General features: G+C 65.7%; 13 protein-coding genes. 7 read left to right on the top strand and 6 right to left on the bottom strand.

What is annotated here, in order from left to right; translation table 11 throughout:
• Window positions 1-30: 30 nt before the first annotated feature.
• Both GRI47_RS07820 and GRI47_RS07815 read right to left on the bottom strand, forming a co-directional pair.
• Window positions 31-570 carry a GNAT family N-acetyltransferase gene (locus GRI47_RS07820; RefSeq protein WP_160660716.1) on the bottom strand — a complete coding sequence of 180 codons (540 nt, stop codon included), beginning with the start codon at window positions 568-570 and terminating at the stop codon, window positions 31-33.
• 89 nt (window positions 571-659) lie between these two features.
• Complete coding sequence (locus GRI47_RS07815; RefSeq protein WP_160660715.1) at window positions 660-1,853, bottom strand: PQQ-dependent sugar dehydrogenase; 1,194 nt, start codon at window positions 1,851-1,853, stop codon at window positions 660-662.
• On the opposite strand from GRI47_RS07815, the gene GRI47_RS07810 reads away from it, so the two are divergent.
• The 4 genes from GRI47_RS07810 to GRI47_RS07795 all read left to right on the top strand — a co-directional run bounded on the left by GRI47_RS07810 (window position 1,852) and on the right by GRI47_RS07795 (window position 5,342).
• Window positions 1,852-2,478, top strand: coding sequence for a ribonuclease HII (locus GRI47_RS07810; RefSeq protein ID WP_160661369.1), 627 nt, complete (start codon window positions 1,852-1,854; stop codon window positions 2,476-2,478). The two genes, GRI47_RS07815 and GRI47_RS07810, sit on opposite strands and share 2 nt — an antisense overlap.
• On the top strand, window positions 2,475-3,389 hold the full coding sequence (locus GRI47_RS07805) for an oxidoreductase (RefSeq protein ID WP_160660714.1): 915 nt from the start codon (window positions 2,475-2,477) through the stop codon (window positions 3,387-3,389). Before GRI47_RS07810 ends, GRI47_RS07805 begins: the two co-directional genes overlap by 4 nt.
• Before the next feature lie 219 nt (window positions 3,390-3,608).
• Window positions 3,609-4,754, top strand: a complete 1,146-nt coding sequence (locus GRI47_RS07800; protein WP_160660713.1) for a site-specific DNA-methyltransferase — start codon at window positions 3,609-3,611, stop codon at window positions 4,752-4,754.
• Between the two features lie 18 nt (window positions 4,755-4,772).
• On the top strand, window positions 4,773-5,342 hold the full coding sequence (locus tag GRI47_RS07795; protein ID WP_160660712.1) for a GNAT family N-acetyltransferase: 570 nt from the start codon (window positions 4,773-4,775) through the stop codon (window positions 5,340-5,342).
• A 30-nt stretch (window positions 5,343-5,372) separates the two neighbouring features.
• On the opposite strand, the gene GRI47_RS07790 is transcribed toward GRI47_RS07795, so the two are convergent.
• The gene (locus GRI47_RS07790) at window positions 5,373-6,044 is read right to left on the bottom strand and encodes a ferredoxin reductase domain-containing protein (RefSeq protein ID WP_160660711.1); all 672 of its coding nucleotides are present in this window, start codon (window positions 6,042-6,044) and stop codon (window positions 5,373-5,375) included.
• A 217-nt stretch (window positions 6,045-6,261) separates the two neighbouring features.
• Between GRI47_RS07790 and folP the strand changes: the two genes are divergently transcribed.
• Together folP and GRI47_RS07780 are read left to right on the top strand one after the other, a co-directional pair.
• The gene (gene folP, locus GRI47_RS07785; RefSeq protein ID WP_160660710.1) at window positions 6,262-7,377 is read left to right on the top strand and encodes a dihydropteroate synthase; all 1,116 of its coding nucleotides are present in this window, start codon (window positions 6,262-6,264) and stop codon (window positions 7,375-7,377) included.
• Between the two features lie 42 nt (window positions 7,378-7,419).
• A complete protein-coding gene (locus tag GRI47_RS07780; RefSeq protein ID WP_237452645.1) occupies window positions 7,420-8,583 on the top strand; it encodes an alkaline phosphatase D family protein in 1,164 nt (387 codons plus the stop codon).
• A 9-nt stretch (window positions 8,584-8,592) separates the two neighbouring features.
• Here GRI47_RS07780 and GRI47_RS07775 read toward each other — a convergent pair whose 3' ends face one another.
• The 3 genes from GRI47_RS07775 to GRI47_RS07765 form a co-directional block, all read right to left on the bottom strand.
• On the bottom strand, window positions 8,593-9,366 hold the full coding sequence (locus tag GRI47_RS07775) for an SDR family NAD(P)-dependent oxidoreductase (RefSeq protein ID WP_160660708.1): 774 nt from the start codon (window positions 9,364-9,366) through the stop codon (window positions 8,593-8,595).
• Window positions 9,367-9,458: 92 nt separating this feature from the next.
• Complete coding sequence (locus tag GRI47_RS07770; protein WP_160660707.1) at window positions 9,459-9,974, bottom strand: hemerythrin domain-containing protein; 516 nt, start codon at window positions 9,972-9,974, stop codon at window positions 9,459-9,461.
• An 87-nt stretch (window positions 9,975-10,061) separates the two neighbouring features.
• Window positions 10,062-11,480: a sigma-54-dependent transcriptional regulator gene (locus tag GRI47_RS07765; RefSeq protein ID WP_160660706.1), complete on the bottom strand. Its 1,419-nt coding sequence runs from the start codon at window positions 11,478-11,480 to the stop codon at window positions 10,062-10,064.
• Between the two features lie 246 nt (window positions 11,481-11,726).
• On the opposite strand from GRI47_RS07765, the gene GRI47_RS15175 reads away from it, so the two are divergent.
• Complete coding sequence (locus GRI47_RS15175; protein ID WP_272916496.1) at window positions 11,727-11,852, top strand: hypothetical protein; 126 nt, start codon at window positions 11,727-11,729, stop codon at window positions 11,850-11,852.
• The last annotated feature ends 4 nt before the right edge of the window (window positions 11,853-11,856 follow it).

The following is an 11,856-nucleotide window of genomic DNA, read 5'->3' as shown; positions in this document are numbered from 1 at the left end:
GAAACCGCCAGACTGGATCAACCGATCAGATCAGCCGATCCACGGCCCCAGCATTCCCTCGCGCGGGAGGACCGCCGCATTGGCCGTGCGGGCGAGCAGGCGCTCACGCTCCCACGGTCCGGGGCAGCGCCACCCGCCCGTATGCGCGGCGGAGAAATCCCATTGGCTGTAATAGTCGAAATCGCCGATCAGCATCTGGGGCAGGGCGGATGCGCCCCCAAGCTGGTCCGCCGCGGCGAGGCTGGTCGCCATCAGCGCCTTGCCGAACCCTTCGCCCTGACGCCCCGGCATCACCGCCACCGGGCCAACCATCAGCAACGGATGCGCGCGCCTGTCGGGATCGGTGAGCGCGACGGGCCAGAGCTGGATCGTCGCGACGAGATAGTCCTCGTCGTCCAGCGCGGCGAAGCTCAGGCCCGGAAGCCAGCCCATCCCTTCGCGAATGCGATAGGCGGTGCGCGCCTGGCGTCCCTCGCCGAAGGCCGCATCGAGCAGCTCCTCGACCAGATGCGGGTCGACGGCGCCGAGCGGCACTATCGTGGGTAGGGGCGAGGAGGTCGTACTGGCCATGGGCCGCGGCGCTTAATCGGGCGCAGTGGCCCTGTCGATCAAAAGCGGCTTTCGCTCCCGCAAGCCATGCTCCGCCTATGGAACGGCAATCAACCCGGCGTCAGCTTCAGCAGGCGTCCGCCTTCGCCGTCCTCAAGTGCCCAGATCGCACCATCGGGGCCTTGGACCACCTGACGAATGCGCTCGCCCATCGGAACCCGTCCGACTTCGCGCGCCGTGTCGCCGTCGAAGGCGATGCGGATCAGCGCCTGGGTCTTCAGCCCGGCGATGATGCCCTGGCCACGCCACGGAGCGAACAGGTCGCCATCATAGATGAAGAAATTGCCCGAGGCGATCACCGGCGTCCAGTCGATGACCGGCTTGATGAAGCCATCATCGGCGGTGTGGTCGGGAATGGGGGTGCCGTTATACTCGTCCCCGAACGATCGGGTGGGCCAGCCGTAATTGCCGCCCTTCTGGACGAGGTTCAGCTCGTCACCGCCCGCAGGCCCGTGTTCGATCTCCCACAAGCGGCCCTCCGCATCGAAATCCATCGCCAGGATGTTGCGATGGCCCCAGCTCCAGATCTGGTCGCTGGGCGAGCCTTGGGCGGCGAGAGGATTGCCCGCCGCCGCCGTCCCGTCGAGATTGAGGCGGACGATGGTGCCGAGCGTGTTCGACGTATCCTGCGCGGGCGTTCCCTTCTGGCGCTCGCCGCTGGACACGAACATATAGCGTTCGTCAGGGCTGAAAACGATGCGGTGCGAATAATGGCCGCGCCCGGTCACCTTGGGCGTCTGGCGCCAGATCGTCTCGAGACCTTCGATCTTGCAGCTCGCGTCCTCGGTCCCGCAATTGAGCGTTCCCCGCCCGACCACCGCACCGCGCGTGTCGCTATCGCCGGCTTCGACCCAGCTCAGATAGATCGTGCGACTGCCGACCGTGGCGGCGCGCTGGCTATCGAGAAAGGCGATTTCGCCGAGGCCACCCTGGCCGCCGTAATCAACACGCGGAAGCCCGGTCACCGTGCCGGTGCGCCGCGTTTCGGTATCGATGAATTTCATCGTGCCCGGTTTTTCGGTGATGAACAGCATCGAAGTGCCGGGCGCGAAAGCGGCGGCCCAGGGTTCGTCATAGGTCCCGAAAGCCGTCACCTGCGGCTCGCCCATCGGGGTCGCAGTCGTGTTGCCCATCGTCGGCGCGGGGGTCGATTGGGCGGTGGTTTCCCCGCCTGTCGGGCTTCCACAGCTTGCGAGGAGAGCGGTTGAGGATAGAATGGCGGCAAGGAAGGGTTTTGTCGTCATGCTATCGGGAACGCCGCAAGGCGGAATTGGCTCCCGCCCATTGGTCGCTGGCGTGGACGAGGCGGGGCGCGGTCCCCTCGCTGGTCCGGTGGTGGCCGCCGCAGTCATCCTGTGCAAACCCTGTCCGGCGGGGCTGGCCGACAGCAAGGTGCTCACCGCTTCTGCCCGCGCCAAGCTGGAGGCGACCATCCGCGCGCGCTGCGTTTTCGGGATCGCGGTGGTCGATGTCGAGACGATCGATCGGCTCAATATCTTCGGCGCGACCATGCTGGCGATGACACAGGCCGTGGCGCGAGCGGAAGCCGCGCTCGGGCAGTCTATCGAAGAGGCTCTGATAGACGGGAATCTGACGCCGCAGGGCCGCGCGCCCGGCTGGCGCTGGCCAGCGCGCGCCATCGTGAAGGGCGATGCGAAGGAGCGCTGCATCTCCGCCGCCTCGATCCTCGCCAAGGAATATCGCGACCGGATCATGCGCGAAGCCGCGCTCACCCACCCCCAATACGGGTGGGAGCGCAATATGGGCTACGGAACGCGCGAGCATGTCGAGGCATTGCGAACATACGGGGCCACGCCGCATCACCGGCGAAGCTTTGCTCCGGTAGCGCAATTGGAGATGTTCGCATGAGTTTCGCCTATTCCGATATCCCCGAACAGACCGGCAGGACGGCCATCGTCACCGGAGCGAATACGGGGATCGGCCTCGAGATCGCACGCGGGCTGGCCAGAAAAGGCGCGCGCGTGCTCCTCGCCTGCCGCGATGCCGACAAGGCGAACGAAGCCATCGAGGATATCAGGAGCGGCCCGGAACGCGCCGATCTCGCCTTCCTCCATCTCGACCTCGCCAATATCGCGTCGGTCAGGCAGGCGGCGGAAGAAGCCTCGCACGAGGAGCGGATCGATCTCCTGATCGACAATGCGGGCGTAATGATGCCGCCGCTGTCCACCGCCACCGCCGGGTGCGAATTGCAGTTCGCGGTCAATCACCTCGGCCATTTCGCCTTTACCAGCCTGCTGCTGCACAAGCTGGCGCAGGATGGCGGCGGGCGGGTGGTCGTCCAGTCGAGCCTGGCGCATCGCGGCGCGGGTATCGATTTCGACAATCTCGATGCGGCGAAGGGCTATTCGAAGACGCAGTTCTACGGGCAGAGCAAGCTGGCGAACCTGCTTTTCGCCAAGGAACTCGACCGGCGGCTGCGCGCCTCGGGCTCTTCGGTCAGCGCGATCGCCTGCCACCCCGGCATCGCCCAGACCGAGCTGACCCGCCATCTCGGCATGTTGGGCGGCGTGTTCGGATCGCTGGTCGGAGTGGTGTTGAATTCCGCCGCCGACGGGGCTTTGCCCGCGCTCCAGGCCGCCACCGATCCCGAAGCCGAGGGCGGCGATTATTACGGACCCTACGGGTTTCGCGAGATGAGCGGGAAGCGGTCGGGCCGGGCGGTCGCGAGCACCAAGGCGAGGAACGAGGCCCTGGCGAAGCGCTTGTGGGACCGCTCGGTCGAGCTGACCGGGGTCGATCCCGACCTTCCGGCCGCCTGAAAATCCCGATCTAGATCGGTCCGAGACCGAGTCCTTCGCGCCACACCCGCAGCATGGTGTGGGGCGAAAAGACGTGGGGACTCAATATCTAGTCGCGGACTCCTTTCGTTCCGCGCGAACCTATCTCGGTGCGCCGCCAACCGGTCGTCGCTTGGCGCTTGACCTCTTGTCCGATTGGACTCACCCTGTGGATAACTACCAAGGACAGGGACGATCGGCATGGGGGTCTTGGAGACCACGCGGGCGCGGGCGAGTGTGCGCGAGAAACAGATTTTAAAACCGAAACAGGCGCTTGATCTCCCTATCGGACAAATTCTCGACGGCGATTGCGTGGAGCGGCTGCGCGAACTGCCCGATGCGAGCGTCGATCTCGTTTTCGCCGATCCACCCTACAACCTTCAGCTCGGTGGCGATCTCAACCGGCCTGACGGCAGCCATGTCGACGCGGTTACCGATGAATGGGACCGCTTCGAAAGCTTCCTGACTTACGACGATTTCACAAGGGCCTGGCTGACGGAGTGCAAGCGCATCCTGAAGCCCGACGGGGGCCTGTGGGTCATCGGCAGCTATCACAATATCTATCGCGTCGGCGCGATCCTTCAGGATCTGGGGTTCTGGATTTTGAACGATATCGTCTGGCGCAAATCCAATCCGATGCCGAACTTTCGCGGCACGCGCTTCACCAATGCCCATGAAACCCTGCTGTGGTGTTCGCAGGGCGAAAAGGCGAAATACCACTTCAACTATCGCGCGATGAAGACGCTGAACGACGAGCTTCAGATGCGCAGCGACTGGGTGCTGCCGATCTGCAATGGAGGCGAAAGATTGAAGGAGGGCGGGCACAAGGTCCACCCGACCCAGAAGCCCGAAGCGCTGCTCTATCGCGTGCTGTTATCGACGACCGAGAAGGGCGACGTTGTCCTCGACCCGTTCTTCGGCACCGGCACCACGGGCGCCGTCGCCAAGCGGCTGGGCCGCGAATGGATCGGGTGCGAGCGCGAGGGCGTCTATCGCGATGCCGCGCTGGCCCGGATCGCGAAGGAGCTGCCGCTCGACGAAAGCGCGCTCACCACCATGCAGGCGGGGCGCGCCGCGCCCAAGGTGGCGTTCGGCGCGCTGGTCGAGAACGGACTGGTCCCGCCGGGCACGCAGGTGTTCGACAAGAAGCGCCGCTGGACCGCCACGGTGCGCGCCGACGGCTCGCTGGCTCACGCGAAACAGACGGGCAGCATCCACGGCCTCGGCAAGGATCTGCAAGGCGCGCCCAGCTGCAATGGCTGGACCTTCTGGCATTACGAGACCGGTGGCGAGGTCAAGCCGATCGACGCGGCGCGCCAGCTCTATCTTCTCGCCGCCGAGGATTGAACGCCAAGAGAATCCCGCATGAGGAGCGATCCGACATCCCGCCCCGCAGGCGCCGACGTACCGACCCTGTCGACCGCGCGCTTCACTCTCAGGCGGTTGCGGCGTGACGACGCGGCCGCGCTGCTGCCGACCTTGGGCGACGATGCGCAGTGCCTTTATCTCTCACGCGGCAAATTCGGCTCCGAAGAGGAATTGTGGGGCTGGCTTGCCGACCCGTCATGGCCGGGACTGACCTGGATCGCCGTCGACGGTGCGGGAGAGGTGGTCGGACGAATCGTCGCCGTCCCGCAGGACGAGGGCGGGGTATTCGAGATCGGCTACATCACCTGTGCTGATCGTCAGAGAGAGGGGATCGCCTCCGAATGCACGCGTGCCGTGCTCAGCTATCTCTTCCACGATCGCGGCGCGCGCCTGGCGACTGCGGAGGTGGACGCCGAGAACCTCGCCTCGATCCGCATCCTCGAACGGCTCGGCTTCAGGCGCGAAGCGTTGCGTCCCGCTTTCGAGGTGACGCACAAGGGCGTGTGCGATGTCGCGTTCTACGCTCTCGACAAGGACGCCTATTCGGCCGGACCGCATAGCGAATAAGCCGGGTTCCGGGCCATGCGGGACGGTCGCTCACCAGTCCTCGTGCACCAATCGATCGTCCGCGACGCCGCGTGCCTTCAACAGCGTGCTGACATCTTCCTGCATCGCCGGCGGCCCGCAGAGATAGAAGAGTTGGCTGAAATCGAGATCGGACTGATCGAGATAGTCCGCATCGACCTGGCCGTGATATATGCCTTCGCCATCCTCGTCGCTGAGGACGAGGTCGAGCTTGAGGCCGGGCATCCGCTCCAGCTCCTCGCGCAGGATGATGTCCTTTTCGCAGGAATTGGCGAAGATCAGGCGATAGCCGTCTAGATTGCCATGCTCCTGCTGGCGTGCGCGCAGGATCGAGAGGAACGGGGTGAGCCCCGCGCCGCCCGCGATGATCGTGCCCGGCCCATGGTCCGAAATCGCGCCCCAGGCATCCTCGATCAGGACTGTCTCGCCGCCCGTCATCTGCCCGATCTGTTCGGTGACGCCGTCATGCGAGGGGTAGGATTTGATCGTGAACTGGAGGTGCTCCGCATCGGGGAGGGAGGTGAAGGTGAAGGGCCGTTTCTCGTCCCGCCACCCATCGCGATCGAGGGCGAAATCGGTCGCCTGACCGGGATCGAACGCATAGCCTTGGGGGCGCTCGAAGGTCAGCTCGTGGACGTTGTGCGTGATCGGCCGGATGGATTGGAGCGTGAGAGTATGGGGCATCGGATTCCTTGGTCGCAGCGGGATGGGGGTCGCAGCGGGATGGGCGCGTCTTGCGGGGGAATGGTCGGCGCGCATCCGGGGTTCCCGTTTGGCCCATTCGGGCGAGCCGCTTGGCGCTGTTCTACCGGCGCGGTTTTCGCTAGCGATCGGATATGTCTGCCTTACCGCTCCCGCCGCGAAGCCGATCAGTCGCCATCGAACCTCGCAAGGTGCCCGTATGACCGATCGGGTCTATATTCGCCCCATCGGGCTCGTCCCAGGGCTGCAGTCCGAACACGGCAATGCGATCCGGCTGGCGGGCGGCATGGTCTATGCCAGCCGATTCGCCGTGATCCTGCGACGTGACGGCAAGATAATCGAACGCTGGCTCGCCTCGCCTGATACGATGTCCGAAACGCTTGGGCAGCTGCCCGAGACGGTCGGCGCCGACGCCCTGTCGCAATGGTCGGACCTGACCCTGGCTCACGCCCCGCTGACCATCGGGACGCGCACCGTCCGGCTCGACCAGCCCCAGATCATGGGCATTCTCAACGTCACGCCCGACAGTTTCTCGGACGGCGGCCGTTTTCTGACCGATGCCGAGGCTGGCCGCGAACACGCCGCCGCCATGGTCGAGGCAGGGGCCGCCATCATCGATATCGGCGGGGAAAGCACGCGCCCCGGTGCGAGCACTTTGTGGGAGGGGGACGAGATCGAGCGGGTCCTGCCCGCCGTCCGCGCCTGTGCCGCGATGGGCGCTGCGGTCAGTATCGACACGCGCAAGGCTGCGGTGATGGAAGCGGCGCTCGCTGCGGGGGCAGGCATGGTCAACGACGTGTCCGGCCTCGCGCATGACCGGCGCAGCCGCGAGGTCGTCGCCCATGCGGCCTGTCCGGTCGTCCTGATGCACGCGCCCGGTGCGGGGGGCGACGATCTGCACGGGGCATCAGGCTATGACAATGTGGTGTTCGACGTGTTCGATGCGCTGCGCGAACGGCGCGACGTCGCGCTTGCGGCAGGGATCGCGCGCAGCCGGATCATTCTCGATCCCGGCATCGGGTTCGGCAAGTCGCTGTCCGACAATCTCGCGCTGATCAACGCGCTGCCGCTGTTCCACGCGCTGGGCCAGCCGCTGCTTCTGGGGGCCAGCCGAAAGCGCACGATCGGCGCCCTGTCGAACGAGGCCCCTGTCGAACAGAGGCTCGGCGGCAGCGTGGCGCTGGCGCTCGAAGGGATGCGCGCGGGCGTCCAGCTGCTGCGCGTCCATGACGTGTTCGAGACCGTGCAGGCCCGCAATGTCTGGCGGGGATTGCGCGATGCGGCCCTTACCGATTTCAGCGACTTGCCCGCGTAATATCCCCACCGCATGATTGGGACGAGTATCAGGAGTGACCCGATGATCCGCCGCCTGCTTTCCGCCAGCCTCCTCGCGCTGAGCGCCGCCGCCTGCACGACCGTTTCCGCCGACGCCCTCGACACCGCGCCGACCAGCGCGCCCTTCGCCGCCTATAACGCCGCGATGGCGGGCGATGTGGCCCTGCCGCGCGCTCCGCAGGGCAGACCGCTGGACGAGACGATCACGCTCACCCGCTTCGCTTTCGGCAGCTGCAACCACCAGTCGCGCAGCCAGCATATGTGGGCGCAGATCGCGGCGAAGGACCCGCAGATGTTCATGCTGATCGGGGACAATGTCTATGGCGATCAGCGCTGGAACGGCGGATCGGGCCTGACCGATCTGCGCAGCAGCTACGCCGAACAGGCGAGCCATCCCGAATTCGCGCGCTTCCGTGGCGAGATCCCGATGCTGACGACCTGGGACGATCACGATTACGGCTTCAACGATGGCGGAGCGAGCTTCGCCTTCAAGCTCCTGTCGGAAAAGATTTACGAGACGTTCTGGGATTCGAGCGCGCAGGTGCGGTCGCGCCCCGGCGTGTACGAAAGCCGCACGATCGGAACCGAGCCGGGCAAGCGCGTGCAGGTGATCCTGCTCGACACGCGTTTCTTCCGCTCCGATCTCGATCGCGGCCCTTATAGCGAGGATCGCCCGCCGCTGGGGCCGTATTCGCGCGCCAATACCGGGCCGGATGTGACGATGCTCGGCGCCGAGCAGTGGGCGTGGTTGCGGCAGGAACTGGCAAAGCCCGCCGATCTGCGCCTTGTCGTGTCCTCGATCCAGGTCATCACCGACGCGCATGATTACGAGGCGTGGGAAACCATGCCGCAGGAACGCGCAAGGCTCTACGAAATGCTCGGCCAGCGGGCCGGGGGCGGGGTCCTGCTCCTGTCGGGCGATCGCCATGCGGGCGGCATCTACCGCGAACAGGTGGGCGGTGAGACGATGTGGGAGCTGACCAGTTCCTCGCTCAACCTCGCCTTCAACGATACCGCCAGCAACACCGCGCGCGAGCCCGATCCCAAGCGCGTGACCGATTTCATCTCGGAAGAGAATTTCGGGACGGTCGATATCGACTGGGGCGCCAAGGCGCTGACCCTGCGCCTGCTGGGCAATAAGGGCGAGGTGCGGGCAGAGCGGACGGTGAACTGGACCGCGCGCTAAGCGGGGTCGTTACAGCGAATAGCCGCCATCGGTGACCAGCACCGCGCCGGTAATGTTGCTGGCCGCATCGCTCAAGAGGAAGCCGATCTCGCCCGCGATCTCGTCCGGCGTGGCGAAGCGGCCGCGCGGCGTGGTTGCGGCCATGGCGGCGAGCGTTGCATCGCGGCCATGCGCGGCGACACCGGCGCGAAAATCCTGCGAGCTGTCCCAGATCGCAGTATCGACACCGCCGGGTGCCACCGCGTTGATGCGGATGCCTTGGCTGGTCTGTTCGGCGGCGGCGATGCGCGCCATGTGGGCGACACCCGCCTTGGCCACGCCGTAGCTTCCGATCCCCGGCACCGCTTTGACGCCCGTGATCGATGCGGTGAGGACCACGCTGCCGCGCCGCCCGTCGCTGGCCTCTTTCTCGCGCATTGCGCGCAGAACCGCCCTCAGCGACAGGAACGCTCCGTCGAGATTGACGGCCATGCCGCGCCGCCATTCCTCGAAGGAATGATCGGCGATCTGCCCGCCCACGCCGATACCGGCATTGAGGACCGCATGGTCGAGCCCCTCGAGGGCGGGTGCGAGATCGTCCCAGAATTGCTCGTCCGCGATATCGCCGACCCTGTTTTCGACCGTGCAATGGAGGTCGAGTTTATCGAGGCCTTCCGCGTCACGATCGACCAGCACCAGGCGCGAGCAGCCGTTTTCGGCGAGCCAGCGCGCGCAGGCTGCGCCGATCCCGGAAGCTGCACCGGTAACGAGAGCGGTACGTCCGCCGAAGGTCTGTCCTGTCATCTCCCGACCCTAACCCGGTAGGTCGCGCCAGTCGACAGGCTAGAGACCCAGGATGCGCTCAGATAGCGACGGAGAGGGGCGGCAGGCCGTTCTCAGGCCCCCTGATTGGCCTCGATATAGGCCTCGGGGTCCTTTTCCTTCCGCTCCACATCGGTGACGTGCGAGGCTTCGAAGGCGAGATATTTGAGACCCAGCCTGATCCGCTCTTCCAGCGGAACGCGGCGGCGGAAATCGGTGAGGCCCTGGCGCTCCTCCTCGGAGAGATGCGCGCTGTTCTGGTAATTCGCCTTGTCGACGCATTCCCACCAGGCGTCCGATCCGACCTCTTCGTTGAGGGCGGCATCGGCGGCGTTGGCGATCTTGTTGTGATCGTCGATCGCGTCCTCGGTCGTCTCGTCGGCGCTGTCGGAATCGAGCGCGCCTTTGCCGAGCTTCAGCAGGGTGGGGTAGAAATAGGTTTCTTCCGCCATTGCATGGGCTTCGAGATGGTCGCGCAGGCGCTTGAAAATCTTTCCGGCCGATTCGAGATCGTCGCGCGCTTCGTCGAGCGCGGCAAACCAGCGACGCTGGCGATCATGATCGGCGAGAATGCAGTCAACGATATCCATTCAAGAATGCCCCTATTTCGAATTGTCAGCTTCGATAGGGGAAATGCGGGATTGGCGGGCGAGTTCCGCGCTTCCTTGCACGATATTTCAGGCCGCGTTGTCGATGCCGAGTTCGGAAAGCTTGCGATAAAGTGTCGAACGTCCGATCCCGAGGCGCCGCGCGACTTCGGTCATCCGTCCGCGATAATGGCCGATAGCGAGGCGGATCACGTCGGCCTCGATATCTTCCAGCGGGCGCAGATTGCCGTCATCGGTGTAGAGCATGACGCCGAGCCCGCGCTGGCGACTTTCGGTCCGATCCTCCATGTCGCCGAGCAGTTCGGACAGCTGCGGGAAGCTTTCCGCCGTCAGCGCCTCCTGCTCGGAGAAGACGGCGGCGCGGAACAGGACCGCCTGCAACTGGCGCACATTGCCCGGCCAGTGATAGGCTTCGAGCAGGTGCAGCCCGCTATCGGCGATGGAATGGTGGCGCAGGCCCGGCTGCTGGCCGATGCGCGACAGGAAGAAGCGGGTCAGGGCGGGAATGTCACCTGCGCGTTCGCGCAAGGGCGGAAGGTGGATGTGGGCCGCGTTCAGAAGTCCGTACAGGTCGGCTGAAAACTCGCCTGCCTCCACCAGCGGCGCGAGCGGGCGGTCGCTGGCGGCGAGGATGCGGATATCGATGCGGAAGCCATGCTGCGATCCCGTCGGGCGGACGATCCCGGTTTCGAGCACTTCGGCGAGCCGGACCTGGATCAGCGGATCGAGCCGGTCGATTTCGTCGAGGATCAGCGTGCCGCCGTCGCAGCTTTCGAACAGGCCGACCTGGCGGTTGAAGGCACCGGGAAAGGCGCCCTTCTCATGGCCGAACAGAAGCGATTCGATCGATCCCGCCGATGTGCCGCCGATCGGCACGGCCCGCATTTCCAGCTTTGCGCGCGGGCTGGAGGAATGCACGGCGCGCAGCAGCATCTCCTTGCCGGTCCCCGTCTCCCCTTCGACCAGGACATGGGCGTGCCCGCGTGCGGCGGTCGCCGCCTTGGCGAGCGCGGTGCGGAACGGCGGGGCCGTGCCCACCATGGTGTCGAAGTCGAGCGTGCCGACCAGCTTTTCGGCCAGCGGCTGCAATTCGAAACGGGGCGGCTCGGGCCGGGTCGCGCTGCGCAGGGCGAGCAGCAGGCGCTCTGCCGCGACGGGTTTGATAAGATAATCGGTCGCGCCTGCGCGCATCGCCTCGACGGCAAGCAGGGGCGAGGTGCTGGCTGTTATCATCAGCACTGGCAGCGTGGGCCGCCGTGCCTTGATCTCGCGGATCAGATTGCAGGCATCGTCGCCCGGCACCCATTGGTCGAGCAGCACGGCACCCAGCCGCCTGCCTTCGGGCGTGTCGAGCTTGGCCAGCGCCTCTTCCGCGCTTTCGGCGACCAGCGTGCGCCATCCCTCGCGCGCGGCGAGGGCGCCGACGAGGCGGCTCTGCACCGGCTCGTCGTCGATGAGCATCAGCAGGCGGGTTTCCCCATCGGCCATTATCGCGTTTTCAACTCCCCTGGGCCATGTGAGCGTGTGGCTGGTGTCCGGCGCCGCAAAACCCTTAGCGGGAAATGGTTAAGGAGGCGATTATATCCGCGCGGGCCCCATCGCGCGCCCTTCGACGCGGTGGCGGGACGCTGGCAGGTCTCGCCCAAAGCGCGCGCTCGGTTTGGGGAGACTTGAGCGGAAGGGCGGGGCGCGATAGGGGTTGAGGGGACAGACCAACATCTTCGAAGGAATACCATGGAATCGCGTCAGGACATGAAAGCTGCCAACCGGATGTATGAAAGCTTCATCGCCAGCCTGAAATGGTCGGTCCCGCTGATCGCCGCGATCGCCGCGATCGTCGTGATCCTGATCGCCACCTGATCGC

Source organism: Qipengyuania pelagi, from assembly GCF_009827295.1.
GTDB classification, from domain to species: Bacteria; Pseudomonadota; Alphaproteobacteria; order Sphingomonadales; family Sphingomonadaceae; genus Qipengyuania; species Qipengyuania pelagi.
This window is presented reverse-complemented; position numbering and strand designations above follow the sequence as displayed.

Coding starts and splice junctions, on each gene's coding strand:
- GRI47_RS07820 (WP_160660716.1), bottom strand. CDS start 570: ATGGCCAGTACGACCTCCTCGCCCCTACCCACGATAGTGCCGCTCGGC.
- GRI47_RS07810 (WP_160661369.1), top strand. CDS start 1,852: ATGCTATCGGGAACGCCGCAAGGCGGAATTGGCTCCCGCCCATTGGTC.
- GRI47_RS07815 (WP_160660715.1), bottom strand. CDS start 1,853: ATGACGACAAAACCCTTCCTTGCCGCCATTCTATCCTCAACCGCTCTC.
- GRI47_RS07805 (WP_160660714.1), top strand. CDS start 2,475: ATGAGTTTCGCCTATTCCGATATCCCCGAACAGACCGGCAGGACGGCC.
- GRI47_RS07800 (WP_160660713.1), top strand. CDS start 3,609: ATGGGGGTCTTGGAGACCACGCGGGCGCGGGCGAGTGTGCGCGAGAAA.
- GRI47_RS07795 (WP_160660712.1), top strand. CDS start 4,773: ATGAGGAGCGATCCGACATCCCGCCCCGCAGGCGCCGACGTACCGACC.
- GRI47_RS07790 (WP_160660711.1), bottom strand. CDS start 6,044: ATGCCCCATACTCTCACGCTCCAATCCATCCGGCCGATCACGCACAAC.
- folP (WP_160660710.1), top strand. CDS start 6,262: ATGACCGATCGGGTCTATATTCGCCCCATCGGGCTCGTCCCAGGGCTG.
- GRI47_RS07780 (WP_237452645.1), top strand. CDS start 7,420: ATGATCCGCCGCCTGCTTTCCGCCAGCCTCCTCGCGCTGAGCGCCGCC.
- GRI47_RS07775 (WP_160660708.1), bottom strand. CDS start 9,366: ATGACAGGACAGACCTTCGGCGGACGTACCGCTCTCGTTACCGGTGCA.
- GRI47_RS07770 (WP_160660707.1), bottom strand. CDS start 9,974: ATGGATATCGTTGACTGCATTCTCGCCGATCATGATCGCCAGCGTCGC.
- GRI47_RS07765 (WP_160660706.1), bottom strand. CDS start 11,480: ATGGCCGATGGGGAAACCCGCCTGCTGATGCTCATCGACGACGAGCCG.
- GRI47_RS15175 (WP_272916496.1), top strand. CDS start 11,727: ATGGAATCGCGTCAGGACATGAAAGCTGCCAACCGGATGTATGAAAGC.